This window comes from Pseudomonas sp. P5_B2 (genome assembly GCF_056400445.1).
On record NZ_JBFULH010000028.1, the window covers coordinates 1 to 26,534 of the forward strand.

Consider the following 26,534-nt stretch of genomic DNA (forward strand, 5'->3'; position numbering starts at 1 on the left):
GGTGATGCCAATGGGTACAGGAATGCGGCTGCCGCTATGAAGAGCAAAGTCTTTGCCCGTCCATTCGACCTTTTTAATTTGCTCAGAGTGATAGCCGAGCGTATCACCCCACACTTCGATGCCCTTGAAGTGAATCATCGTGTCGGTCAACGGTACGTTTTCACCCGGCAGTTTCAGCATCAAATAGGTGGAGGTGACCTGTCCTTGATAAGGATGCATTTCCGCCAACCGGCGAGCATCAAAACTGATAGGAAACAAAATGGGGTACAGCTTATCCATGGACAGGGTGTAGCTGTTCGACCAAGTGTCGTCTGGACGGATTCCAAAACGGCTGTTTTTTACCCACTGCTCCAGCGGCGAGTCTGCTGTATAGAGCCGGGCAATAACCCCCGTAACAATCACCACAGCGAGGCCAAGTATTTTTGCAGCTAGGTGCGGTGCGGCATTCATCCCCCCTGCAACGGCAGCAGCCTCACCGACCCTCACGGCGACTTGTGCTGCACGATAAGCCCGGAAAAGTTTTACATAGAGCACGATGCCGGCCAGTTCGGCGCTAGCGATAGTCAAATTCGTCGCCATGGTGTCGAAATCCCCTTTTTGGTACGCCTCAAAGGCTTCTATCCCATAGATCACAACGTCGAAGGCAAGCACGATGACCTGCGCACCCGCAGTAATAGCTGCGCGCCCCAAGGATTTAATCAGCAAATGACGTGACGACACTGAAAACTGCCCACTCTGGCGGACAACCGTTTCCCAATTAACTTCGCCAACTCGCTGCCATACTGCTGCGCCTGCTGCTGCAACTCCAAACGCAGCCCCAACTGCACCAAATCTGCTTTTGGTGGTTTGCTTCCCAGCAAGCTGATCCTTCGCCGAAACAAAATTCATTCCCGCCACTAACGTCACAATCGACTTGACCGGCGCATCGCTCAGCGCTCTTTTCAAATCAAACACACCGCTCAACTCAACATTCGCCGCCAGATTCACCGGCAACGGTGGCAGCTTGGTGCTGGCTGGGACCAAATGCATGAACGGAATACCGTCAGCCACCTCGCTGGCCAGCGGTGCGACATTCACATGAGCAGGCGCTGCGGGTCGTGTCCCCATTAAATCGCTGTACCACTCGCCCATTTGGCGTGGCGTGACGCCGGAGGTGAGGATACGTTGATCGCTGCGGACAAGGGCTGCCGCCATGTACACCCGCCCGACGTTGCTAGCGGCGTTGTCCGCTTGGTGTAACTGCAGCGCCGCGACGGGGGCGATGGCCAGAAATAGCGCTTCGAGACTGGATGCAGGCTTGTGTTGCTTCAGTTTGTCGGCGGTTTTGTTCAGCGCATCGGCATAACCGAACGCTCTGGCGAGTTTGCTGGCACCTTCCTGCAATGCCGCGTTGTTGTCCCGAGCCACATCACTGAAGTCCACAAGGTATTTGATTTCTCCAACACCCAGCCGGGAAGTCAACCCAAGCAATGCCCAAAGCAACCACGGCTTACCGGCCCTGTCACCATCCAGATTGAGGGTAATGCCCTCGGCCCCGACACTGGTGCTAGCCGGCCCGAGGCAAGCTTCGGCGAAATGCAGTTCCAATGCCTCACGCGCCATCGACTGGGTAATGTCGAAAGGCCGCAAGCCGTGTCCATGCTCGACGGGCCAGTCAACTGCAGAGTGTTGAACCACGCCACCCAGAGTTGGGCCAGACGTCGCATATCAACGGCATATCGGTCGTTCTGGGTTTCTTGATCCTTCCAAGCCCGCTGGAGTTCGTCATAGCGGGTGATGGACGGCAACTGTGCGCTCAATTGGCGGTCGCCTTCGCTCAGTGACTTGATGACACCGGCCATCGCCCACGTTTCAGCGTGATGCTCCTGGTAACTGTCGAACGCCTCTTTTCGCACACGCATCAACGCAGCAAAGTCGAGCAGCACGCCCCATGCATCATCAATGACGGCGTAACTCTGCTGTTCGCAGCGCCCCATCTGTTTGAGCACTTTCAACCAATCGGGGGCATGCTCCGTTTCGGGCTCCCCGCTCCAACCATAGCTCGTCGCATCGTTGTATTCGCCAATCTGCTTGACGACGGCGTCGACCTGGCCACTGAACGGAACAACGCCCGGCACAAAACTGCGCATGATGCGCTGCCGGACGACGGGATCTTTTCTGGCAGCCTGGTATTGCGCCTCACTCCAGCGAACGGGCGACCAGACCAATCCGGCAGGGTCGCCCGCTCTCAACACCAAATGAGGTTTGACTCGGGTGTCGATCACCTTACCCGCTCGCGGGGTTTGGGTGAGCTGAGCTTTTTCGACCTGATACTCCACCAACTTGGATGGACTGCTCTCCCAGACGTAGAGCCAACCGTCGCGCAATAAACGCGAGGTGTAATTGAGCGCATGCCCGGTCAAGTCAGGATGACGAGGCCCCAACTCGGGAAACGAACCGCTCAACGCCGGCAAGTCGTAGGCATCCGTATCGACAGCGACGGTTGGGCCGAGAGCGTATCGCAGGGGCAAAACGGCAGCGAACAACGGACAGCTTCCAACGCGGATTTTATTCTGGGCGCTCATGGGTTTTTCTCCGGGTTGGCGGGAAGGCTCAGTGCATGCAGAAGCGGATCAGGCAGGGTGATTTGCGCGGCCAGACCTTTATTGGCCGGCGCTGAATCGAATTCCGGCGCTTCGTTTTCCCAAGCGCACACTGGCGCGTTGTCATGGCGCAGCCAGACGCTTTCCACACCAAACCAAAAGCCTGCTGGCCATTGCGCTCCGGCCAAACAGGCGCGTCGCAGAACCGAGCCATCCGMCAGGCGCAGCCACAGCTCTCGCTGGTATTCATCAAATATGCGCAACCGACGCTGCAGGATCGGTAGCCATTGTTGGGCGCTCTGTGGAGAAGCCAGCCAAACACCGTGTTGCAAGTCAGTGCCACCCCACCAGGCGGCATAGGCTGCGCTGCCAAGCGAGGCATTCAGCAGAAATGGCCCCGCTGCGCCAATCGGCTCGTAGGCGGTCCCCTTGAAAAGCGATTGAGGAGCGTCGGCGCCGTAGTGCTCATGAAGCCAATCGATAGCGTCCTCATACTGGGCACCGTCAATCAGGAGCAGGCCTTTGTTCGGGGTGATCGGGGTCATGCTTCAGCCCTCTCTGTTACCTGATGTTCCTGGGTTGCATCGCATACCGGGCAAATGCCGGATTCGGCCTCACGAAAGACGATGTTCTGTTTGAGCAAGGCTTCCATCGGGAGGGTGTCGATAACCACTGCCTCGGCAGCGTGGGGAACTACTGACAGTGCCGTCTGCCCGGGCAGGCCCGCGACCGGCGAGCCACCCTCAACAATGGCCACGCTGCTGAAAATCCCGGCCGCGTTGATCACGATGTGCTGACCGCCACACTCAAGCGTCAAGCTCGAATCGCCTTTGATCACCACATGACTGGCAGTGACATGCGCGTGCGCCCCGGCCTGAATCACTAGCGTGCCCTCTGCCGTCGTGCTGCTGTTGCCGCTGATGGTGATCAGTTCATTGCCGCCAATCACGGTGTTGCGCGCACCTTCGGTGGTGTGCAACTCGTCGCCCTTGATCAGGCTGGCGCTGTGGTGGTCGACCTGTTCGAAGCGGTCGTTGCTGATCAGGCTGTGGCTGTCACGGGTGATCTGTTCGCGGCGGTCGTTACCAATTTTGCTATCGCTGTCGTTGAGGATCAGGTGTTCGAGGTCGCGTTGGGCGCGCAGGTAGATTTTCTCCTGCCCGGCGCGGTCTTCCAGCGACAGCTCGTTGTAACCACCGGTGTACGGGGAGCTTTGGCTGCGCAAGACAGTTTTGGTTTTGTGTTCGGGCAACAGGTATGGCGTCGCGTTGAGCTTGTTCGGCGCGCACCCGGTAATGAATGGATGATCGGGATCGCCGTCCAGAAAGGTGACGATGACTTCCATGCCGACACGCGGAATCGTCATCGCGCCAAAATGTGGACCCGCCCACTGCGTTGAGACGCGCAGCCAGCAGCTGCTTTTCTCACTGTTGAGTTCGGYCCGGTCCCACGGCAGTTCGACCTTCACGCGACCATATTCATCACAGTAGATCTCTTCGCCGGCAGGTCCGGTGACGCGGGCGGTCTGGCTCACCAGCAGCGTTTTGCGTGAGCGCATCGGCGGCCGGTAAATCACGTCCCATGGCAGGACGCTAAAGCTGTTGCGGTAGCCTTGGGTAAAGCCGTCTGCGAGTTGGACGTCGCTGGTGATGGCCTCTTCCAGTGACTGAGGCTGTTTTCCGCAGTGCGTCACGCTGAGCAACAGCCACAAGTCGTTGCGGGCTTTGCGGGGGTGATTGGTCAGGTCAAAAAAGTGGCCACTGCGCAGGCTCGGCTGATCGCTCTGGCCCTCGATCAACTGGTAATCGGCACGGTGCCGCTCCAGGGCCTGGCGAACGTGTTGTTTGCCGCGCTGTTCGTTATCGAGCAAAACCCGGTAACGGTAGTCTTCAAGCTCAGGGGTGAACTCGGCCGTGAAGCGGTTTTCCAGCAGCAGATTCGGGCGTTGGAAGTCGTAGTGGCGGCGCGTGGTGGTGCTGGTACGGGTGCTGAAGCGCATCGAGAACTGGCTGACGACCGGTTCGTCCGCCACCATGCCGGAGTCTTGTTGATAAGCGGTTTCACCCAGCTTGGGAAACCAGGTCTGGTCGTCGGTGAACACCAGCACATGGCCTTGCGGGGAGTGCTGGAAATGCCACGCTATGCCATCTTCGGCGCACAGGCGCTGGACCAGCTCGTAATCACTTTCCCCATATTGCGTGCAGTACTCGCGCTCGGGGCTGGTGCTGACATGGAACGTAAACGCATCGGCCTGAATGCCGTGACATTTGAGCACCTTGGTAATGATCTGCGGCACGGTCAGGTGCTGGAAAATCCGTTGGTCGAAGCTGAACTGCAGATAGTGCAGCGCTGGCACCAGGGTCAGTTGATAGCGGGTCAGGCGCTTGCCGGATTCGCCGACGAGTACGTCTTCGATGTGGCCGTGAAGACCTTCGCCGTGATGACCGAACTCTAGAAAGGCGGGCTGACTGAGCAGGCTCTCAATATCGAAATCCGGGTTTTCGCTGACCAGCTCAACCTGGATCGCGTACAAGGCGCTGATGGCCTCGACACCGTCAAAAGCGAGGACTTTGAAATCATTGCGAACAGCCGGGATGTGCAGCGTGAAATGCGCCGTATTGGCCGAGCCGAACATACGCTTATCCTTAATGAGCGCGATGTCCAAACCGTCCATGGTCTGTGCACGCGAAATGGGCGCGCACGGTACCAACGGAGGGTAATGCATTGATGCCGGACAACTCCGCAAAATGCGTAAGATCTTTCCCGACCTCAGATCGAAGCGGGAGAATGGCCAACAGTCTCCCTCACAAACGACAGGCACAAAAAAGCCGACATCACTGTCGGCTTTTTTGTGCTGTTTTGCTGATCCCGATCATTTTCGTAACGCCACGAAAATGATCGGCAGCAGGGTCACTGCTTCGGTGGTTCCGCCGGTTTCGGTGCCGGGTTTTCGAAGATGTTCAGACGTTCGCGCAGCTCATGGGCCGGCAGCTGTTCTTTATCCGCCGGCAAGGCGTTCGGATCGACCGGCTTGGCCGGCACCGGCACTTCGCCCGGACCGCCCTGCCCTTGTACCGCGGGGGCTGGTGCCGGTTCTGGTGCAGGTTCTGCACCCTGCGAACCTTCGATGGCCTTTTGGGCTTTCTTGGTCAGTACCACAATGTCGATCCGACGATTGACCGGATTGAACGGGTTGTCACGGTCGAACAGCGCCGACGACGCATAACCGACCACCCGCGCTACCTGCTGATCCGGATAACTGCCAGCGACCAGCGCACGACGGGCGGCATTGGCACGGTTGGCCGAGAGTTCCCAGTTGCCGAAATCACCGGTGCCCGAGTACGGCCTGGCATCGGTGTGGCCGCTGATGCTGATCTTGTTCGGCACCGCTTTGATGGTATCGGCCATGGCCAGCAGGATGTCTTCGAAGTATGGCTTCAGACGCGCACTGCCGGAATCGAACATCGGGCGATTTTCGGCGTCCATGATCTGGATGCGCAAACCGTCCTGAGTAATCTCGAACAGGATCTGGTCCTTGAATTTCTGCAGCTGTGGATTTTCATCGACCTTGTTCTGCAACTCTTGCAGCAACAGTTCCAGGCGTTCCTTCTCAACCTGCTCGGCCAAACCTTCGACCTGTTCGGTGTCGACGGTAATGCGGTCGGGCTGCGGCTGCGACTTCTCTTCGGGGTTGATCGTTTTCTCTGGCGCCAGGGTCGGAGAGCCGCCCAGATCGATGATGTACGGCGTGCCACTTTCGGTAAAGCCGAGCGGGTCTTTGAAGTAACCGGCGATGAGGATTTTCTGTTCTTGTGTTGCGGTGGACAACAACCACAGCACCAGGAAGAACGCCATCATGGCCGTCGCAAAGTCCGCGAAAGCGATTTTCCAGGAACCGCCGTGATGCCCGCTCGCGTACTTCTTTACGCGCTTGATGATGATCGGCTGGTTATTTTCCATGACTTAGCGACCGCGAACCGCTTGTTCCAGTTCAGCGAAGCTAGGACGGTGCGCCGGGTACAGGACCTTGCGACCAAATTCCACGGCCAGCGATGGCGGCATACCGGACGCCGAGGCCACCAGCGACGCCTTGATGGCCTCGTAGACGTTCAGTTCCTCCTTGGCATCGTGGGCCAGGGCATGGGCCAGCGGACCAAAGAAACCGTACGCGGCGAGAATACCGAAGAAGGTACCGACCAGTGCCGCACCGACGTGCACACCGATCATTTTCTGATCGCTATCCCCCAGGGAGGCCATGGTCACCACGATACCCAGTACCGCCGCGACGATACCGAAACCCGGCATGGCGTCAGCGATGCCGTTCACCGCGTGGGAAGGGTGATCGAGGTCTTCCTTGAGGCTGGTCAGCTCCATGTCGAAGAGGCCTTCGAGCTCATGGGGAGCCATGTTGCCGGAGGACATGATGCGCAGGTAATCGCAGATGTACGCGGTCAGGCGCTCATCTTTGAGCACCGCCGGGTACTTGGCGAAGATCGGGCTCGCGGCGGCATCTTCGATGTCGCCTTCGATAGCCATCATGCCTTCGCGGCGGCTTTTGTTGAGGATCTCGTAAATCAGCCCCAGCACTTCAAGGTAGAAGGTGTGGTTGAAACGCGAACTGAACATCCCCAAGGCTTTCTTCAGAACGTGCTTGACCATATGACCAGGGTTGGCCTGCAGGAATGCGCCCAGGGCCGCACCACCGATGATCATTACCTCGAAAGGCTGAATAAGGGCGGCAATCTTGCCGTGGGAGAGCACGTATCCGCCGAGCACACTCGCGAATACGACGATGATGCCGATAATTTTAGCCATAGGTAGAGAGCACTTACTGAGTCGGGTTCAAGGTCATATTCGGAAGTTGAAAAATCTCTTCTTCTCCTTATCGGCAAAACTGCGCCAGACTATAGCCCGTTCAAGCGAAAAGCTAATTTAGCCTACTCCGGGCATAGGTAATGCAGACGATGATCGCGTCCAACCATGGCTAGCCAAACGAACATTCCCACTGAAAAACCGACCACACTTGAAGGCTGGGCCAAGCTTCTCGATGGCGTGCGCCTGCCGGTTCCGCAAGACAGCCATGACCGTGTCTGCCGGGCCATCGCCGATAACCGCAGCTCACTTCGTGATATCACTGAGTTCATGCAAGACAGCCCGGCCCTGGCCTTGAGCATCATCCGTGAAGCCAATCGCCACACCCACGGCAGCATGACCGAACCTGCGGAAAACCTTGAAGTGGCGATCAATCGCCTCGGTTTGAAACGCACCGAAGAATTGCTCGCCCGCCTGCCCGCGGAGCCCCTGTCACAGATACCGATTGCCTTGCGTCAGTTGCAGATGATCAGCCAGCACGCGACGCAACAGGCCAATGGTTTTTTTGCCAGTCGCCTGGCGCGGCTGTGGCAGGACATTCACTGGGGTAGCTTGCTGTTTCTGTCGCCGCTGTGGCCCATGGCGCTGACCCACCCGCAATTGCTTGAAGAGTGGGAACTGCGGGTCATTCATAAAGGCGAATCGGCACGCAAAGTCGAAAAGCAGTTGTTCGGTGTGCGCCTGCTGGATATTTGCCAGACCCTGGTGAGCCTCTGGCGCCTGCCGATCTGGGTGGAACAGGGTTATCGCCTGTTACTGACCGAGCAACGCGAGTTGGTCAAAGTCCTGCGTATTGCCCGCGACAGTGATCATCCCTTGCACCAGCAAAACTGCCTGGATGACGATCCGACCCTGCGCCGCTGGCTCAATCAGCCGGCCAATACCGTGCTGCTGGCCAACGGCCTGGCGCTGTCGGCCCAACAGGCGTGGAACAGTCCTCACAGCGAACGCTGGCAATACCTGACCAGTCTTTACCTGCAAACGCCCATGACCGAGGTGCAGCAGCAATTGCACCAACAGGCCACCAACAGCGCCCGGCTGCATGCCATGCCGGACTTGTGGCACCCCGCTGTTTCGCTGCTCTGGCCGTGGGGCATGAACCGTGTCCACGCCGGGTTGCTACCGGCACCGGCGCCGAGCGCCGAAAACCTGGCGAAGTGGCGCAGCCAATGCACCGAGTTGCTGGCGGAGCCTAGCCCCTTCACCAACGCCATGCACTTGACCACCTCCGCCCGGGACGCTCTGGTCGCATGCGGCATGCGCCGCGTGATGATTTTGATGGCTGACCGTACGCACGCCAATCTGAGGGTTCATCAGGTTGCCGGATTACCAAAAGAGACGGCCGGGCTGAATTTCGTGGTGAACCAAAGCAACGTGCTGCAACGTCTGCTCTCACAACAAGCGCAGGTGCGCCTGACCCCGGCCAACAACGCCCAGTTTTCCGCCTTGTTGCCTGCCAGCCTGCGCGCACAGTTCCGTGGCGAACACCTGTTGCTGCGCTCGCTGATCAATAATGGTCGGGTGATCATGGTGGTGGTAGCGGACCAGGGTGGCGTACCGTTCTCGGAAATCACCGTGCAAGCCTTCGGCAAAACCGCTCAGTGCATCGAGAAATCCCTGCACACCTTTAGCCACCGCAGCCAATGACGCTGCGCTACAATCCTCCTTTTTGTGCTCTGGAGACCTCACATGCCTGACTTCTCTGGCTTGCCGCTGGTGATCGAGCCGAGCGATTTGCTCCCTCGCCTTGAGGCCCGCGATCTGATTCTGGTGGACCTGACCAGCAGTGCCCGCTATGCCGCAGGGCATCTTCCCGGCGCGCGTTTTGTCGATCCGAAACGCACGCAACTCGGCCAGGCCCCTGCGCCGGGGCTGATGCCGCCGAAAGCGTCGCTCGAAGCGTTGTTCGGAGAACTGGGCCACCATCGTGATGCGGTATACGTGGTGTATGACGACGAAGGTGGCGGTTGGGCCGGACGTTTTATCTGGCTTCTGGACGTCATCGGTCACCGTAAATACCACTACGTCGACGGTGGCCTGCCAGCCTGGCTGGCAGAAGGCATGCCCATGTCGATCCAGATCCCGGCACCTGTTGGCGGCCCGGTGACATTGACGCTGCACGACGAACCCACCGCCACTCGCGAGTACCTGCAAAGCCGGCTCGGCGCCGCCGACCTGGCGATCTGGGACGCGCGCGGGCCGCTGGAGTACTCCGGCGAGAAAGTGCTGGCGGCCAAGGCCGGGCACATTCCCGGCGCCGTCAATTTCGAATGGACCGCGGGCATGGATCAGGCGCGCAACTTGCGCATCCGCACGGACATGCCGCAGATCCTCGAACAGCTCGGCATCAGCAAAGACAAAGAAGTGATTACCCACTGCCAGACTCATCACCGTTCTGGCTTCACCTATCTGGTGGCCAAATCCCTCGGTTATCCGCGGGTCAAAGGCTATGCCGGTTCCTGGGGCGAATGGGGCAACCACCCCGACACCCCCGTAGAGATTTAAGGTTTTAAGGACAGTTAATGAATAAGCGTCTGTTTATCCTCAGCCAATACCTGCTGCCCCATCACTTGCTCTCGCGACTGGCCGGCTGCATTGCCGAATGCCGCGTGCGCTGGTTCAAAAACGCCTTTACCGCCTGGTTCGCCAAGCGTTATCAGGTGGACATGTCCCAGGCGCTGGTCGAAGACCTGACCGCCTATGAGCACTTCAATGCGTTCTTCACCCGCGCCCTGAAAGACGGCGCTCGCCCGCTCGACGAAACCCCGGGCGCCATTCTCAGCCCGGCCGACGGCGCGGTCAGCCAGCTCGGCCCGATCGAACACGGTCGCGTGTTCCAGGCCAAGGGCCACAGCTTCAGCGTGTTGGAGTTGCTCGGCGGTGATGCTGCGAATGCCGCGCCGTTCATGGGCGGTGATTTCGCCACGATTTACCTGTCGCCGAAGGACTACCATCGCGTGCACATGCCGCTGGCCGGCACCCTGCGTGAGATGGTTTACATCCCGGGCCGAATCTTCTCGGTCAACCAGACCACTGCCGAAAACGTTCCGGAACTGTTCGCCCGTAACGAGCGTGTGGCGTGCATTTTCGACACTGAGCGCGGGCCGATGGCTGTGGTGCTGGTGGGCGCGATGATCGTCGCATCGATCGAAACCGTCTGGGCAGGGCTGGTCACGCCGCCGAAACGCGAGCTGAAAACCTTCCGTTACGACGAAGCCGCCCGCGCGCCGATCCATCTGGAAAAAGGTGCGGAACTGGGTCGCTTCAAACTCGGTTCGACCGCCGTGATGCTGTTCGGACCTGATCAGGTCAAGTGGGCAGAAGAACTGGCGGCCGGTTCGCCGGTGCAGATGGGCCAGGGAATGGGGCTGCCGAACGCCTGATCCGCTGACCCAGAATCACCTTAACCTGTGGCGAGGGGGCTTGCCCCGTTGGGGCGCGCAGCGCCCCCCCTAAAATCGGTGGCCGCAGCGCAGCCAAACGGGGGAAGCCCCCTCACCACAAAGGCCTACTAAGACGATTTCAGAGCTGTCCGTCGCGATCACGAAAGCCCAACAGATACAGCACGCCATCCAGCCCAAGGGTGGAAATCGCCTGCTTCGCCGACTGTTTCACCAGCGGCTTGGCCCGGAACGCCACGCCCAACCCGGCAATCGCCAGCATCGGCAGATCATTAGCGCCGTCGCCGACTGCAATGGTCTGCTCCAGTCGCAATCCTTCCTTATGGGCCAGCTCACGCAGCAAGTCAGCCTTGCGCTGCGCATCAACAATCGGCTCGACCGCAACACCCGTGACTTTGCCGTCGACCACTTCCAGTTCGTTGGCAAATACGTAGTCAATGCCCAGCTTGGCCTGCAATTGCTTGGCGAAGTAGGTAAAGCCGCCCGACAGAATGGCGGTCTTGTAGCCCAGACGCTTGAGTTCGGCGAACAGGGTCTCGGCACCTTCGGTCAGGCGTAGGGAAGCACCGATCGAATCCAGCACGCTGACGTCCAGACCTTGCAGCAATGCCAGCCGCTCTTTGAAGCTCGCACGGAAGTCCAGCTCGCCGGCCATCGCTCGCTCGGTGATTTCAGAAACCTGATCGCCAACACCTGCCGCCTTGGCCAATTCGTCGATCACTTCTGCTTCGATCAGGGTCGAGTCCATGTCGAACACCGCCAGGCGACGGTTGCGACGGAACAGCGAATCTTCCTGAAAAGCGATGTCGACGTTCAGTTCCTGTGCAACGCTGAGGAACTCGGCCCGCAGCGCCTGCGGATCAGCTGCTTCGCCACGCACGGAAAACTCGATGCAGCCCTTGCCCTTGTCAGCCGGGGTGTCCAGCGGCATGCGCCCCGACAACCGATCAATGTGATCGATGTTCAAGCCATATTTGGCGGTGATCGAGCTCACGGCTTGCAATTGCCCGGCAGTCACTTTGCGTGTCAATAGCGTCACGATGTGGCGTTTCTTGCCCTGATTTCCGACCCACTGCTGGTAATCCTCTTCGGATACCGGCGTGAAACGGACCTGCTGATCGAGCTCGTAACCCTTGAACAGGATGTCCTTGAGCACCGACTTGCCTTGCTCGGTATCCGGAATTTCAACCAGGATGCCGAACGACAGGGTGTCGTGGATCACCGCCTGACCAATGTCGAGAATGTTCACACCACCCTGGGCCAGAACGCCGGTAATGGCCGCAGTCAGACCCGGACGGTCGACTCCCGTGATGTTTATCAGGACGATTTCGCGCAAGGCGCACCCCCGCAAGTGGAAAAAAACCGCATTCTACCCACTTTCAGTGACCATCGGGCACCGTGAGCGCTTTGCCGGCCTATGGCCTGTCGCTATACTGCGCGTCAACTTCACGGACAAAGAGCCGAGCGCAAGTGAACCGGCCCACGCCAGTAAAAACCGATAACTTCTTTCTGCTGATCTTCCGTGCACTGCGCCACCGCCGTGTACCGATTGCATTGCGCATCGCCAGCCATAACGTGATCCTGGTCGCTCTGGCCTTGGTGATCTACGCCGGTGTGATGGGTTTGCAGTTCAAGCAGGCCATGCACGAGCAGGCAGATGCGCTGGGTGAAAGCCTGACTACGCAGACCGCCACCTCCGCTACGGAGCTGTTGGTGTCCAACGACATCCTCAGCCTCAACGTGCTGCTCAACAACCTGACCAAGAACAAGCTGGTGGCCCACGCCGCCATTTATAGCGTGGATAACCGAATCCTCGCCGAGGCCGGTCAGCGCCCCAAGCACAGCCTGCTGGGCGAAGCCGAGGGCATGTACCAGAGCAAGATCACGTTCCAGGACGTGACCGCCGGGCAACTGCGCATCAGCCTGGACATGGATCAATTCCAGCAGCCCATGACGATCAGCCTGCAAAGCATGGGCATTTTGAGTGCGATCCTGTTGGCATTGTCCCTGGCCCTGAGCCTGCGCCTGGGTCGGCACATCTCTACGCCGCTGCTGCAATTGCGCGTGTGGCTGCGCAATATCGACGAATTCACCCCGGCCACTGAGCGCCAGGATGAGATCGGCGATCTGGCCCGTCAGCTGCACGCCAATTTCGCACCGGAGCCCGCCGAGCCGGAACCGGTGCCGGAGCCTGAGTTCGACGACAGCGATGAAGAGGCTGACGACAAAGAGCCGACCTTCGAAGTACGCAACTTGCGTGACCCGAGTTTCGATGAAAGCAAACCGGTTGCCAGCCTGAAACCGGCGCCACGGCACATTGTCAGCACTGTTGAAGATGATGAAGACGATGATGCGTTTGCCGATCTGCGTGACGAGTCGATCGCCGTCGCACTGAAACCGGCAGCAAAACCGGTTATCTCCAACGTGCCACAACACAGCGCTGTCCTGGCCGTACAACTGGGCGCCCAGGACCAACTGCGTCGCCTGCCCCGCACACGCCTCGAAGAATTGCTGAAACGCTATCGTGACTGCCTCGATCAGGCCGCCTTGCTCTACCAGAGCGAACTGCACACTTTGAACGATGGCAGCACGCTGATGCTGTTCCACACCGAAGACAGCGGCGACGACTACCTGACCAACGCCATCTGCTGCGGTGAGTTGCTGCGCGCCCTGGGCCATCAGTTGCAAATCGAAGTTGCGGACAGCGGCATCACCTTGCAATTGCAGCTGGGTCTGACGCTGGGTGAAGAGTTGTTCGGTATGAGTCAGATCGATTTGCTGCTGACTGAACCCGCTCAAGACGCCCTGGCCCTGTCGCAACATAGCCGCAACCTGCTGCTGGTGGAGCGCAAGATCGGTGACGATGTGCTGATTCGTCAGCGCGCACGGATTCGTCCGATTGCGAGTCCTGAGGGCGCTTGCTGCGTGGAGCGATTGATGGAGCCTTATCCGTCGATGCTGGAACGGCAACTGGCGCGGATGCATGAGCGTCGGGCGTAAGCCTTAAGCCCCCGCGGTAAAAAAGCCCGCAGACGAGTGATCGTCTGCGGGCTTTTTTGTTGCCTACGGGAAAAAGTGTGTTGTCCACTCCGGCCCCTTCGCGAGCAAGCCCGCTCCCACATTCATCCGCGTTCTTACTGAAAGAACACAGTCAAATGTGGGAGCGAGCTTGCTCGCGAAAGGGCCCAGGCAAGGCACTGAAGATCTCCAACCAGCAAAAATAACAAAGCCCGCACATGGCGGGCTTTGTGTTGAATCATTCCTGGCTTAGAACCTGAACACTTCCATATCGGTCCGGATTGGCGAAGCCATCGGGATCTTCGGCTGTTTCTCTGGCTCTGCTGCCGGCACGGCGGGTTTGGCAGCCGATTTACGCGGTACGTCGGCAATCGCTGGCTGGTTGGCCAATGGCTTGAGCGCCACCGACAACTGCTCGGCCAGGCGCTGCAATAACACCCCCTGCGCCTGAACCTGCGCCGCTGTACCGCCTGCGTGCTGTTCTTGCAGGTGAATGATGCGGTTATCACGAACCTTTCCACGACGGTCGATCAACCGCCATTGCGCATCCAGGACTGCCGGTTGCGACACACCCGAATCCAGCCGGGTAATCGTCAGCAGTACCTGAACATCCGGGGTAAAGCCCGCAGTGGCAGGCGCCAGCACAACGCGCTGACTGTCCAGACGACCCGCTACCTGACGCAGCAACAGCTGATCAATGTCGGATGACAGGCTGCCCGCCCAGCGGCCATCCGTGGCTGCTTGAAGACTGCCATCGGGCTGACGCTGCAACAGGGTTTCGCGTTGCAAGTAATCGGCGACCGTTACCGGCCCCAACAATACCGCCATGCCACCGCTTTGTGAGGGCGAAACCGGACTTCCGCTGTCTAGTTGATACAGCGACACCGGCTGATGAACGCTGCAACCCGCCAGGCCTAAAACGCTGGCGACCATCAAAATAAAAGGAAGGCGCAGAGCAATCATCGTCCCATCCAGGTGGCTGCCACAAGGCTAACCACAGTGAAAATACTCAATAAATATGAAGAACGCTCGGCCACGCCGGCGCTTGAAAGGTCATATCATCCGTGAATATGCGTTCCGACTCCAGCGCCAAAGCGTCGATCTACGTGTTAAATCGTAGATCGAACGCTCCAGGGGGCGTTTTAATTGAGGTTTTCGACGAGCAGCGCATCCACCCGCTGAAAGCCACGTGGCAACTTGTTGCCACGACGACCACGCTCACCTTTGTAATGTTCGAGGTCGTCTGCTTTCAGTGACAAGGTACGTTTCCCGGCCTGCAACACCAAAGTGGCCCCCTCCGGCAGTACAGCGATGTCTGTGACATATTCTTCGCGGTTGGCCACACGTTCACCGGTGATACCGATGATCTTGTTGCCTTTGCCCTTACCTAATTGTGGCAGGTCGCTGATCTTGAAGATCAGCAGGCGACCTTCGGTCGTGACCGAGGCCAGCCAGTTGCTCTCGCGATCAGCCACCGGGCGCGGAAGAATGACTTTTGAATTGCTCGGCAGGCTCAGCAGCGCCTTGCCAGCCTTGTTCTTGGCCTGGAAATCTTCACCTTTGACCACGAAACCATACCCGGCGTCGGACGCAATCACATACAGCGAATCGTCTTCCGGCATCAGCACGCATTCGAAACTCGCGCCTGGCGGTGGCGTCAGACGACCGGTCAACGGCTCGCCTTGGCCACGGGCCGATGGCAACGTGTGAGTCGCGACCGAATAACTGCGACCGGTGGAGTCGATAAACACCGCAAACTGGTTGGAGCGACCGGCCGCCAAGGCCTTGAAACCGTCTCCGGCCTTGTAGGAAAGCCCGGTGGCGTCAATCTCGTGCCCTTTGGCAGAGCGAACCCAGCCTTTTTCCGACAGAACAACCGTCACTTTCTCGTTTGGCAGCAGATCGTGCTCGGTCAGGGCCTTGGCCTCGGCGCGTTCGACGATCGGCGAACGACGGTCGTCGCCATAGGTTTCGGCGTCCTTGATCAGCTCGGTGCGGACCAGTTTTTTCAGCTTGGCTTCGCTGCTCAGCAGGGCTTGCAGCTTGGCTTGCTCCTTGAGCAGTTCATCCTGCTCGGCGCGCAGCTTCATCTCTTCCAGTCGCGCCAACTGACGCAAACGGGTGTCGAGGATGTAATCAGCCTGGATTTCACTCAGGGCGAAACGCGCGATCAGGGCGGCCTTTGGATGTTCCTCGGTGCGGATGATGTGAATCACTTCATCCAGATTGAGGTAGGCAATCAACAAACCGTCCAACAGGTGCAGGCGACGCTCGACCTTATCGAGGCGAAATTGCAGGCGACGACGTACTGTCTGCACCCGGAACTCCAGCCACTCGACCAGCAACGCGCGCAAGTTTTTCAGCTGCGGCTTGCCGTCCAGGCCGATGATGTTGATGTTGACCCGGTAGCTCGACTCCAGCTCGGTGCTGGCGAACAGGTGCGTCATCAGTGCATCGTGGTCAAAGTTTTTGCGCACGCCGGGAATGATCACGATGCGGCATGGGTTTTCGTGGTCCGATTCGTCACGCAGGTCAGCGATCTGCGGCGCCTTGGACGGTTTGGCCTGCATCATCGCCGCGATCTGTTCCAGCACCTTGGCACCAGACACTTGGTGCGGCAGCGCGGTGACAATGATGTCGCCGTCTTCGATGTGGTACACGGCGCGCATGCGCACCGAGCCCTTGCCGGTTTCGTAGATTTTCAGCAAGTCGGCGCGAGGGGTGATGATTTCCGCTTCGGTCGGGTAATCCGGGCCCTGGATGTGTTCACACAGCTGTTCGACCGTGGCTTTGGGCTCATCGAGCAAACGCACGCACGCCGTCGCGACTTCGCGCAGGTTGTGCGGCGGCACGTCGGTGGCCATGCCCACGGCGATGCCAGTGGTGCCATTGAGCAGGATGTTTGGCAACCGCGCCGGCAACACGAGCGGCTCGTCGAGGGTGCCATCGAAGTTCGGGCCCCAGTCTGCGGTGCCCTGCCCCAGTTCGCTGAGCAACACTTCGGAATAACGCGACAGGCGGGCTTCGGTGTAACGCATGGCGGCGAACGACTTGGGATCATCCGGCGCACCCCAGTTACCCTGACCGTCGACCAGCGTGTAGCGGTAGCTGAACGGCTGGGCCATCAGGACCATGGCTTCGTAGCAGGCCGAATCGCCGTGCGGGTGGAACTTGCCGAGCACGTCACCGACGGTACGCGCCGATTTCTTGTGCTTGGAGTCGGCGTCCAGCCCCAACTCGCTCATCGCGTAGATGATGCGTCGCTGTACCGGTTTCAAGCCGTCGCCGATATGCGGCAAGGCACGGTCCATGATCACGTACATGGAGTAGTTGAGGTAGGCATTTTCGGTGAAGTCAGCCAGTGACCGGCGTTCTACACCGTCCAGGCTGAGATCAAGGGAGTCGCTCATGCGGGCCTCATCGGTTCGTTGTCTGGCGCAGCAGCATGGTGCCACCGCGCTGGGTAAATTCAAGTTTGTTCAGTGCGCTCATGCCGAGCAGCACTTGTTTGCCTTCCAGGCCTGGCGCAACCAGCGCGCGAACATCACGCAACACAATGTCGCCCAGTTGCAGCCGGTCGATGCGGGTTCGATAGCCCTCGCTCAGACCATTGGCCGTGCTCAGGGTCACCCCGAAGCCTTGTTCCAGTTTCAATCCCTCGGCCACACTGGCCGGAATTGACACATCCGTTGCTCCGGTATCGAGCATGAAATCCACCGGGTGGCCGTTGATCGCACCACTGGCGACAAAATGCCCCTGGCGGTTGCTGACCAGTTTCACCTCGATAAACCCTGCGCCCTGCTCCGAAGTCACCACGACATTGGGGTTTTGCTGTCGCTCCTCCCACTGCCCGAAAAACCGTGTTGCCAGAAACAGTGCAGCGCACCAGGCCAATATCAGCATGACCCGACCGGCGCGTTTGCCCGTCTTTTGCTGGCTCACGGCTTGGCGCTCCAGCCACCTTCAGGCGCGGCGAAGCGCCAGACTACCGGGCGACTTTCACCATCGGCGCGGGGACCGTCGTTGTTATCGACACCGATCCACGCGCCGTCGGCGTCCACGATCAATGCTTCTTCCAGCCCGTAGCTCTGTGGATAACGACGGTTTTCCTGCAACAACTCCGCCGCATAAGACCAACAGCGTTCGACTTTGGCCGTCTGCGTGTCGCGGCGACAAATCTGATACGCGTTGCGTTCAAGGGTGAACAGTTTGCCGTTGAACAACGACACGTCGGAAAAATCCCGGGGCTGCGGTTTGGCCTTGGGAAATTGCGGCGGCTGCATTTCCATGCCCGCTTCGCTCAGCAGCACACAGCCACCGTCGCAGTCCCACACCGTTTGTTTGCGCTTGATTGTCAACAATCCGCGGCTTTGACGCTCGGCCGCGAACCACATCTGATCACCTGTCGGATTAATCGCCAGCCCCTCAAACAACGCATTGAATTGCAACAGCATGCCACTGGCCCGCGCTTCGCGAACCAGCATCGGCGAGATTTTCAGCCAGGTTGCGGGCCCCGTCAGCGGGACTTGCAGGACCGCTGCATGGGCTTCGCTGACGATGTAGCGATTACCGGCGCTGTCGCAGGTAATGGCCTCGAAATCCAGATCGCCGCCACGCACGAACGAGGCCGCCCAGGCTCGCGAACGCAACCCCCAGGGCAAGCCGCTGTCCGGCACCGGAGGTACGCCGATGCCCACGGCTTCAGCCTGCCATTCCGTGTCGCGGGTATCGAGGCGGTAAATTTGATCGTCGTCGCGATCCGACACCGTCCACAAGTCCTTGCCGCACTGGGCAAGTCCAGACAGGTTGCCGCCGCGCATGCCGTCAACCGGATGCTCGGCTATCAAGCGCAATTCTGGTGCCGGTTCAGCAAATGCCAGAACCGGGGCCAGAAGTAAACAACACGCCAGGGCAAAGCCAAGCCGCATCAACCAAGAACCTCGGCCAGGTTGCCCTTGGATTCCAGCCAGGATTTGCGGTCACCGGCGCGCTTCTTCGCCAGCAGCATGTCCATCATTTCCGACGTTGCTTCGAAATCGTCCAGGGTCAACTGCACCAGACGCCGGGTGTTCGGGTCCATGGTGGTTTCGCGCAGCTGCGGAGGGTTCATTTCACCCAGGCCTTTGAATCGGGTGACCTGCGGCTTACCGCGTTTCTTCTCGGCGACCAGACGATCCAGAATGCCATCGCGCTCGGCTTCGTCGAGGGCGTAGTAAATCTCTTTGCCCAAGTCGATGCGATACAGCGGCGGCATGGCGACATAGACGTGACCGGCATCCACCAACGGGCGGAAATGCTGGACGAACAACGCACACAGCAACGTGGCGATGTGTAGACCGTCGGAGTCGGCGTCGGCGAGGATGCAGATCTTGCCGTAACGCAGCTGGGCGATGTCCGCCGAGCCCGGATCGACACCGATGGCCACGGCAATGTTATGCACTTCCTGGCTGGCCAGCACTTCGCTGCCATCGACTTCCCAGGTGTTCAGAATTTTGCCGCGCAATGGCAGGATGGCTTGAAACTCTTTATCCCTCGCTTGCTTGGCGGAACCACCGGCGGAATCACCTTCCACCAAAAACAGCTCGGAGCGCATCGGGTCCTGCCCGGCGCAGTCAGCGAGTTTGCCCGGCAGTGCCGGCCCTGCGGTGATGCGCTTGCGCTCGACCTTCTTGCTCGCCTTGAGACGACGGCCGGCGTTGTTGATCGCCAACTCTGCGAGCAGCATGCCGGTTTCCGGGTTGGCGTTGAGCCACAGGCTGAACGCGTCCTTGACCACACCGGAAACAAACGCCGCCGCTTCACGGGACGACAGACGTTCTTTGGTCTGGCCGGAGAATTGCGGCTCCTGCATTTTCATCGACAGCACGAAGGCGATGCGTTCCCAGACGTCTTCTGGCGCCAGCTTCACGCCGCGTGGCAGCAGGCTGCGGAATTCACAGAACTCGCGCATTCCATCGAGCAAGCCCTGGCGCAGGCCATTGACGTGCGTACCGCCCTGGGCCGTCGGGATCAAGTTGACGTAGCTTTCCTGAACCGAGTCGCCACCTTCGGGCAGCCACAGCAGCGCCCAGTCGACCGCTTCTTTATTACCGGCCAGGCTGCCGCAGAACGGCTCGTTCGGCAGGCGTTCGAATTCGCTGACCGCGTCGACCAGATAGGAGCGCAAGCCGTCTTCGTAATGCCACTCGATTTTTTCACCGGTGGCCTTGTCTTCAAAACTGACCAGCAGCCCCGGGCACAACACGGCCTTGGCCTTGAGCACGTGCTTGAGGCGGCTGATGGAGAATTTCGGCGAATCGAAGTATTTCGGGTCCGGGGCGAAGAACACGCTGGTACCGGTGTTGCGCTTGCCGACCGTGCCGATCACTTCCAGCTCGGTTTTCTTGTAACCGTCGGCAAAGGTCATCTGGTATTCGTTGCCGTCACGCTTGACGCGCACCCGGACTTCAGTCGACAAGGCGTTGACCACCGAAATACCCACCCCGTGCAGACCGCCGGAGAACTGGTAGTTCTTGTTGGAAAACTTGCCACCCGCATGAAGCTTGGTGAGGATCAGCTCGACACCCGACACGCCCTCTTCCGGGTGAATGTCCACCGGCATGCCACGGCCGTCATCGCTGACTTCCAGGGAGTGGTCGGCGTGCAGGATGACCTGCACCGATGTCGCATGCCCGGCCAAGGCTTCGTCGACGCTGTTGTCGATGACTTCCTGGGCGAGGTGGTTCGGCCGACTGGTGTCGGTGTACATGCCGGGGCGTTTGCGCACCGGGTCGAGGCCCGAGAGGACTTCGATGGCGTCTGCGTTATAAGAGCTAGCGCTGGGAGTGGCCATGGGGTCTCGTCGTCAAAGTATTCAGTGAAAAAAGTGGCGAGGGTTCACAGTGTTGTGAAGTCAATCGCCTGATACAAATCTGCGCCGATGCCGGCAAAACTCAGCATTGCCGGCAGTTGCGCGGCAAACCCCTGGAAACTATGGTCGCCGCCGGCCTGGATACGCAAGGCACACGCCCGGTAATACTGCTGGGCCTGGCGATAGTCCAGCGTTTCGTCACCGGTCTGCAACCACACCTGATACCGCTGCGGGTCCCGGGGCGCCGGCACTTCCAGCTCGGCCAGGGCCGTCACGTGGTCGTGGGTCAATTCCCAGGTCTCATCGGTATACAGGTTTTTCTGCGTCCCCAGGAACCCGTCGAACATCCGGTGCGGACTGACGGCCGGGTTGATCAGTAAAGCCTTGAGGCCATGGCGCTCGGCCAAGTGAGTCGCATAGTAGCCGCCGAGGGAGCTGCCGACCAGCAGTGGCCGTTGCAGCTCGGCAATCGCCTGCTCCAGCTGAGCGATGGCCTCGCGAGGGTGGTGATGCAAGGCCGGCACACGCAATTGATCGCTCAAGCCCAGACGGTCCATCACTTGCATCAACTGCATGGCCTTTTTCGACGCAGGCGCGCTGTTGAAACCGTGGATATAAAGGATCGAACCGGACATTTGAGCTCCCTTTGCGTCGGGTAAAGAGGCGCAGTTTACAGGGACTCTGGGATATCTGCTGGAATTGGGCTGCTGTGCCGCCGCCTTCGCGACCCGGTCTTCCTGAGTGACAAAAAAATCAGTAACCGTTCGAGCCGTAATCAACCTGAAAATCAAACCCGGTCACACGCTCCACGCCCGTTTCGATCTGGCCATCCGGCAACAACCGCAACCAGCGATACCCCGGCGCCTGCTCCCCGACATTGAAATCATCACTCCCCGGCTCGAACTGAATGCAGGTCGAAGGCGAGGCGATCAGGCGCACACCCTTGCGCAGCTGATCGATCTCCTGATGCACATGCCCCCATAAAACAGCCCGCACTTGCGGAAAACGATCAAGCACCGCAAACAGCGCCTCCGGGTTGCGCAACCCGATCGGCTCCATCCACGCACAGCCAATCGACACCGGATGATGGTGAAAACACACCAGATGATGCCGCTCCGGTGCCTCACTCAGTGACCGAGCCAACAACTGCAACTGCTCATCCTGCAAATACCCCGGCACAGAACCCGGCACGGCGGAATCGAGCAACGTGACCCGCCAGTTGGCGACATCCACCACCGGATCCAACAATGCGCTCTGCACCGCCGCCTCGGCCATGATCTGTGGTTCGTCGTGATTGCCGGGAATCCAGCGCGCCGGCGCATCAAGCTGAAGGGTCAGCTCGCGAAATTGCTGGTAGGACTCCAGCGTGCCGTCCTGAGACAGGTCGCCACTGGCGATGACCAAGTCGATGTGCGGCTGCTGAAGCTGCACCAACTCGATGACTTTTTGCAGGCTGTCCCGGGTGTTCATGCCCAGCAACGTCCCGTCCGCGTCGGCGAACAGATGACTGTCGGAGAGTTGCACCAGCAACGCCGAATCGGCGGTGGTCAATGTGGATACGCTCGGCAAGGCGTTCTCCCAGGACTGAATCACGGGTGTGGAGGGGTACCGCAATTATGCTGGGGGACGCTCAAAAGGGGAATCCGTGACAACTATCGCACAACGGCGTACTCGTGCCCGCAGGCCAGGCAATGGCTCAGCCATTCGCCCAGAAACATGTTCAGTTGGGCCTTTTCATCCGGCTGGTGCATCGAAGCATTAGGGTAAGGATAGATGCCACGGAAACGTCGTGCATGTTCGGCACTGACGACTTCGGCCATGCAGGCGTCGTGATAGACCTGCACTTCCAGCTGCGGTATCGGTAGCCAGGGCAGGCTGTGCTCCTGGCGCACTTGCAGGGTCGTGGTGTACGGACAGACCTGCAACACTTCCAGCGCCAGCACGCCGAGCATCTGTTCGCCGTGGGTCACGGCAATGCGCCGAGCCGCCGGCTCGTCGCGCATGTCTGGCAGCAGTCGCATCAAGCGCGCGTAGTTCGCCTCGCAGGAAGCTTGCAACCCTGCCAGGTCCACCCGATAACGATCGCGCAGCTTGTTTACGACCATAGCCCCCTCACTTCAGCGCGGTTTAAAGCTAACCATTGCAAGGCAATGATGCTGGCCGCGTTGGCAATTCGTCCGTCACGTACGGCTTGCAGGGCATCTTCGAACGCCCAGACCGTGACGCGGATATCTTCAGCTTCTTCCTCCAGCCCATGCAGGCCGCCAACCCCGTTCGTGTCGCAACGCCCCAGGAACAGGTGTACGAATTCATTGCTGCCGCCCGGCGACGGGAAATATTTGATCATCGGCCAGAGCGCCCCGAACACAAGCCCAGCTTCCTCCTGCCCTTCGCGGTGAGCAACTTCTTCCGGCACTTCTTCCTTGTCGATCAGACCAGCGACCAGTTCGATCAGCCAAGGGTTGTCGGTCTTGCCCATGGCGCCGACACGGAATTGTTCGATCAGCACCACTTCATCGCGTTGCGGGTCGTATGGCAGCACGCACACCGCATCGTGACGCACGAACACTTCACGATTGATTTCGCGACTCATGCCACCGGCGAACAGTTCGTGGCGCAAGTGCACACGGTCGAGCTTATAAAAGCCCTCGTAGCACTTTTCGCGCCGAACGATTTCAACGGCGGTCGGAATGGCGTTGGCAAAATCAGTCATGACAATCCTCGTTTACTGCAAATCCATTACAAGGCTCCTTTTTGTTACTTGCAGCCTCGACTTCGCGCCATCCTAACGCGCCTGCGGCATTTGATGCAGCCCCTTTCCGTCAGCGGGATAGACGGTGAGAGCGAAACCAACTCTAATTAGCTTAGTGGCGAACTGACCGCTTCGTTGAGAGTCGAAGCGGATAACTTTTTGCCTTTCCCTGTTTTGCAAAGGACGCCCATGTCGCTTTTTAAAATTGCCTCCGTGGCCGCTATCGCCCTGACGCTGGGCGCCTGCCAGAGCCTGTTTCAGCCCAGCTACCGGGCGCCGCTGGAAACCACTCGCGACGCCACCGAAACCCTGAAACCGGGTTGCACCACTTCCGAATGCCCGCTGGTGAACATCGATACGATACGCTTCCCCGCCGAACCGCAACTGGACGGCATCGTCGAAAAACGCCTGCTGCAATTGACCCGCACTTCACCAGACGCCGCAGTGGCACCCACGCTGACGGCCTATCGTGACGAGTTTTTGCGCACGGCCGGTCCGCGCTCCAGCAGTTACCTGCAAGCCAAAGTACGGGAACAGCATGACGGCTTGGTGATCGTCGAGTTTTCCAGCTATCTGGACACCGGCGGCGCTCATGGCACACCGGGCCGCAGCTTTATCAACTATTCACGCCAGCAGCACAAAGTGCTGACGCTGTCGGACATGTTGGTTCCAGGTCAGGAAGAAGCGTTCTGGAAGGCCGCGCAAGTCGCGCACAATAGCTGGTTGATCAGCACCAAGCTCGATCAGGAACCGGAGTTCGTGAAGAGCTGGCCGTTCCAGAAGACCCAGAACGTGGCGCTGACCTACGGCGGGGTGATCCTCAAGTACGAAACCAGCACCATCGCGCCTTACGCGCTGGGCCATATCGAACTGAAGATCCCCTACCCACGCCTGAACGGCATCCTCAAGCCCGAGCTGTTTCCCGGCCGTAGCTGAAGGCCCGACCCAGCACCAACTGCAGCAACCCTGCCAAAATCAACGACGGCAGGGTTGCGCCGATGTCCGGATACAGATTGGCCAGCAAATGATAGGTACTCACCCCGCCCAACCAGGCGAGCAACGCCGGCCAGCGCAACGCGGCTGACGCCACTTGAGCCGAACGTTTGCGCAAGATGAAGTGATCCACCAGCACCACGCCGAATAGCGGCGCAAACACCGAACCGATCAAAAGCAGGAAGTTCTGGTACTGGGCCAGCGGTGCCAGGCACGCGATCAGTGTGCAGATCACGCCGATAGCCAACGCCAGATGCTCGACCTTCAAGCGCAATAAAATCCCGCTGGAGACGGCTGCCGAGTGAATATCGGCGAAGGCGTTTTCCGACTCGTCCAACAGGATCAGCAACAGCGGAATGCCCAGGCCGGCACCGGCCAGCGCCAACAGCAAGGCATTCACTTCACCGCTCGGCGCAAACGCCAGGGTGTAGGCCACGCCCAGACTCATCAGCCAGAAATTACCGATAAAGAAACCGATGGCCGTGCCACCGAAGACATTTTTCGCTCGCTTGCCGAAACGCGAGTAGTCGGCAATCAGCGGCAGCCAGGACAGCGGCATCGCGATGGCAATGTCGAAACCCACTGCGAACGGCATCGAACCATCACCGGCCTGCGCCCACAACGCGACCAGATCGGCTTTGGCGAACAGGTTCCAGGTCAGCCAGATACACGCGGCCAGCAACAGCCAGATGCCCCACTTGCGCAGGATTTGCCGCACGAATGTCAACGGACCACTGACGGCCAGCAAGGTCGCCAAACCACCGAAGAAAATTGTCCAAAGCAGCGGATTCGACAGCAGGCTACCTTCGCTGAATGCCCGCGCGCCCAACAGGCTGGCGGCGTCACGCATGACGATAATTTCGAACGAGCCCCAACCGATCAGTTGCAACAGGTTCAACACGGCCGGCAAACTCGCGCCCCGTTTGCCGAGGCTGAGTTTGAGCGCGGCCATCGACGACAGGCCGGTATCGCTGCCGATCACGCCGACGGCGGCCAGCAGCAAAACGCCGACCAGGGTGCCGAGGAAGATCGCCAGCAACGAACCGGACAGGCCCAGGCCTGGCGCGAGCAGTGCGCCGGTCTGCAGCACCATCAAGCCGATGCCGAGGGAGAACCACAGGGAAAACAGATCGCGCCCGCCGAAGACACGTTTGTCGGTCGGTACGGCGATGTCGGGTGAATACGTACTCGGTTGAATGCTCAAGGGTGTTATCTCAGAGGGACATTTGTTGTTGTGTAGATCGCTATCGCCAGCCTGCTGGCGATGGGGCCTGTACAGGCCCCACCTTATTCAGGTCAGATCAAACCTTCTTGTACAGCTGGCTGCCTTCCTGCTTGAACCGCTCAGCCTGTTCCGCCAATCCCTGGGCGACTTCGGCATCCACAGTTTCGATCCGCTGGTTGGCCGCGTATTCGCGGACTTCCTGGGTGATCTTCATCGAGCAGAATTTCGGCCCGCACATGGAGCAGAAGTGCGCGACCTTGGCCGAATCCTTCGGCAGGGTTTCATCGTGATACGATCGGGCGGTGTCTGGATCCAGGCCGAGGTTGAACTGGTCTTCCCAACGGAACTCGAACCGCGCCTTGCTCAAGGCATTGTCGCGAATCTGCGCGCCCGGATGCCCTTTGGCCAGATCGGCGGCATGCGCGGCGATCTTGTAGGTGATGATCCCGGTCTTAACATCATCTTTGTTCGGCAGGCCCAAGTGTTCCTTCGGCGTCACGTAGCACAGCATGGCGCAACCGAACCAGCCGATCATTGCCGCACCGATCCCCGAGGTGATGTGGTCGTAACCCGGCGCGATGTCGGTGGTCAGCGGGCCAAGGGTATAGAACGGCGCTTCGTCACAGCATTCCAGCTGCTTGTCCATGTTCTCTTTGATCAACTGCATCGGCACGTGGCCCGGGCCTTCGATCATGCATTGCACGTCGTGCTTCCAGGCGATCTTGGTCAGCTCACCGAGGGTTTCCAGCTCGCCGAATTGTGCGGCGTCGTTGGCGTCGGCAATCGAGCCCGGACGCAGGCCATCGCCCAGCGAGAAGCTGACGTCATAGGCCTTCATGAT

The 26,534-nt window shown here is 59.4% G+C and carries 22 protein-coding genes; 5 read left to right on the top strand and 17 right to left on the bottom strand.

From position 1 onward, the window contains the following. Nucleotides 1-1,457: 1,457 nt before the first annotated feature. From AC1DRJ_RS05565 to motA, 5 genes are all read right to left on the bottom strand, one after another. On the bottom strand, nt 1,458-2,564 hold the full coding sequence (locus tag AC1DRJ_RS05565) for a toxin VasX (protein ID WP_477801217.1): 1,107 nt from the start codon (nt 2,562-2,564) through the stop codon (nt 1,458-1,460). After that, nucleotides 2,561-3,127 carry a DUF4123 domain-containing protein gene (locus tag AC1DRJ_RS05570; protein ID WP_477801218.1) on the bottom strand — a complete coding sequence of 189 codons (567 nt, stop codon included), beginning with the start codon at nt 3,125-3,127 and terminating at the stop codon, nt 2,561-2,563. The genes AC1DRJ_RS05565 and AC1DRJ_RS05570 overlap by 4 nt, the downstream gene beginning before the upstream one ends. Continuing rightward, nucleotides 3,124-5,217, bottom strand: a complete 2,094-nt coding sequence (tssI, locus tag AC1DRJ_RS05575; RefSeq protein ID WP_477801219.1) for a type VI secretion system tip protein TssI/VgrG — start codon at nt 5,215-5,217, stop codon at nt 3,124-3,126. Before tssI ends, AC1DRJ_RS05570 begins: the two co-directional genes overlap by 4 nt. A gap of 275 nt (nt 5,218-5,492) precedes the next feature. Beyond that, nucleotides 5,493-6,542 carry a flagellar motor protein MotB gene (gene motB / locus AC1DRJ_RS05580; RefSeq protein ID WP_477801220.1) on the bottom strand — a complete coding sequence of 350 codons (1,050 nt, stop codon included), beginning with the start codon at nt 6,540-6,542 and terminating at the stop codon, nt 5,493-5,495. A gap of 3 nt (nt 6,543-6,545) precedes the next feature. Beyond that, nucleotides 6,546-7,397 carry a flagellar motor stator protein MotA gene (gene motA, locus AC1DRJ_RS05585; RefSeq protein ID WP_477801221.1) on the bottom strand — a complete coding sequence of 284 codons (852 nt, stop codon included), beginning with the start codon at nt 7,395-7,397 and terminating at the stop codon, nt 6,546-6,548. A 165-nt stretch (nt 7,398-7,562) separates the two neighbouring features. On the opposite strand from motA, the gene AC1DRJ_RS05590 reads away from it, so the two are divergent. Genes AC1DRJ_RS05590 through asd form a run of 3 tightly spaced genes read left to right on the top strand, consistent with a single transcriptional unit; the run spans nt 7,563 to nt 10,837 of the window. Then, nucleotides 7,563-9,101: an HDOD domain-containing protein gene (locus tag AC1DRJ_RS05590; protein WP_477801222.1), complete on the top strand. Its 1,539-nt coding sequence runs from the start codon at nt 7,563-7,565 to the stop codon at nt 9,099-9,101. A gap of 42 nt (nt 9,102-9,143) precedes the next feature. Next, nucleotides 9,144-9,959, top strand: a complete 816-nt coding sequence (locus tag AC1DRJ_RS05595; RefSeq protein ID WP_477801223.1) for a rhodanese-like domain-containing protein — start codon at nt 9,144-9,146, stop codon at nt 9,957-9,959. A 17-nt stretch (nt 9,960-9,976) separates the two neighbouring features. After that, nucleotides 9,977-10,837: an archaetidylserine decarboxylase gene (gene asd, locus AC1DRJ_RS05600; protein WP_477801224.1), complete on the top strand. Its 861-nt coding sequence runs from the start codon at nt 9,977-9,979 to the stop codon at nt 10,835-10,837. Nucleotides 10,838-10,976: 139 nt separating this feature from the next. Here asd and serB read toward each other — a convergent pair whose 3' ends face one another. Continuing rightward, nucleotides 10,977-12,191, bottom strand: coding sequence for a phosphoserine phosphatase SerB (serB, locus tag AC1DRJ_RS05605; RefSeq protein WP_007945613.1), 1,215 nt, complete (start codon nt 12,189-12,191; stop codon nt 10,977-10,979). Nucleotides 12,192-12,325: 134 nt separating this feature from the next. Between serB and AC1DRJ_RS05610 the strand changes: the two genes are divergently transcribed. After that, on the top strand, nt 12,326-13,855 hold the full coding sequence (locus AC1DRJ_RS05610) for an AhpA/YtjB family protein (RefSeq protein WP_477801225.1): 1,530 nt from the start codon (nt 12,326-12,328) through the stop codon (nt 13,853-13,855). Nucleotides 13,856-14,122: 267 nt separating this feature from the next. Here AC1DRJ_RS05610 and AC1DRJ_RS05615 read toward each other — a convergent pair whose 3' ends face one another. The 9 genes from AC1DRJ_RS05615 to AC1DRJ_RS05655 all read right to left on the bottom strand — a co-directional run bounded on the left by AC1DRJ_RS05615 (nt 14,123) and on the right by AC1DRJ_RS05655 (nt 23,436). After that, entirely contained in the window at nt 14,123-14,836 is a 714-nt protein-coding gene (locus tag AC1DRJ_RS05615) for a PqiC family protein (RefSeq protein ID WP_477801226.1), read from the bottom strand. Nucleotides 14,837-15,015: 179 nt separating this feature from the next. Continuing rightward, nucleotides 15,016-17,283, bottom strand: coding sequence for a DNA topoisomerase IV subunit A (gene parC, locus AC1DRJ_RS05620; protein ID WP_477801227.1), 2,268 nt, complete (start codon nt 17,281-17,283; stop codon nt 15,016-15,018). A 7-nt stretch (nt 17,284-17,290) separates the two neighbouring features. Then, a complete protein-coding gene (locus AC1DRJ_RS05625; protein ID WP_477801228.1) occupies nt 17,291-17,815 on the bottom strand; it encodes a retropepsin-like aspartic protease family protein in 525 nt (174 codons plus the stop codon). Beyond that, a complete protein-coding gene (locus AC1DRJ_RS05630) occupies nt 17,812-18,801 on the bottom strand; it encodes an esterase-like activity of phytase family protein (RefSeq protein WP_477801229.1) in 990 nt (329 codons plus the stop codon). The genes AC1DRJ_RS05625 and AC1DRJ_RS05630 overlap by 4 nt, the downstream gene beginning before the upstream one ends. Continuing rightward, nucleotides 18,801-20,705 (bottom strand): DNA topoisomerase IV subunit B, encoded by a 1,905-nt coding sequence (gene parE / locus AC1DRJ_RS05635; protein WP_477801230.1) that lies wholly within the window; start codon nt 20,703-20,705, stop codon nt 18,801-18,803. Before parE ends, AC1DRJ_RS05630 begins: the two co-directional genes overlap by 1 nt. Nucleotides 20,706-20,749: 44 nt before the next feature. After that, the gene (locus AC1DRJ_RS05640; protein ID WP_477801231.1) at nt 20,750-21,358 is read right to left on the bottom strand and encodes a YqiA/YcfP family alpha/beta fold hydrolase; all 609 of its coding nucleotides are present in this window, start codon (nt 21,356-21,358) and stop codon (nt 20,750-20,752) included. A gap of 118 nt (nt 21,359-21,476) precedes the next feature. Next, entirely contained in the window at nt 21,477-22,292 is an 816-nt protein-coding gene (gene cpdA / locus AC1DRJ_RS05645; RefSeq protein WP_477801232.1) for a 3',5'-cyclic-AMP phosphodiesterase, read from the bottom strand. 83 nt (nt 22,293-22,375) lie between these two features. After that, nucleotides 22,376-22,828, bottom strand: coding sequence for a DUF1249 domain-containing protein (locus tag AC1DRJ_RS05650; RefSeq protein ID WP_027922011.1), 453 nt, complete (start codon nt 22,826-22,828; stop codon nt 22,376-22,378). After that, nucleotides 22,819-23,436, bottom strand: a complete 618-nt coding sequence (locus tag AC1DRJ_RS05655) for an NUDIX domain-containing protein (RefSeq protein ID WP_477801233.1) — start codon at nt 23,434-23,436, stop codon at nt 22,819-22,821. Before AC1DRJ_RS05655 ends, AC1DRJ_RS05650 begins: the two co-directional genes overlap by 10 nt. 228 nt (nt 23,437-23,664) lie before the next feature. Between AC1DRJ_RS05655 and AC1DRJ_RS05660 the strand changes: the two genes are divergently transcribed. Beyond that, the gene (locus tag AC1DRJ_RS05660; protein ID WP_477801234.1) at nt 23,665-24,411 is read left to right on the top strand and encodes an RsiV family protein; all 747 of its coding nucleotides are present in this window, start codon (nt 23,665-23,667) and stop codon (nt 24,409-24,411) included. On the opposite strand, the gene cytX is transcribed toward AC1DRJ_RS05660, so the two are convergent. Continuing rightward, nucleotides 24,380-25,672 carry a putative hydroxymethylpyrimidine transporter CytX gene (gene cytX, locus AC1DRJ_RS05665; protein WP_477801235.1) on the bottom strand — a complete coding sequence of 431 codons (1,293 nt, stop codon included), beginning with the start codon at nt 25,670-25,672 and terminating at the stop codon, nt 24,380-24,382. The genes AC1DRJ_RS05660 and cytX overlap by 32 nt on opposite strands. Nucleotides 25,673-25,769: 97 nt before the next feature. Next, on the bottom strand, nt 25,770-26,534 hold a 765-nt coding region (locus AC1DRJ_RS05670), incomplete at its 5' end, for a phosphomethylpyrimidine synthase ThiC (protein ID WP_477801236.1).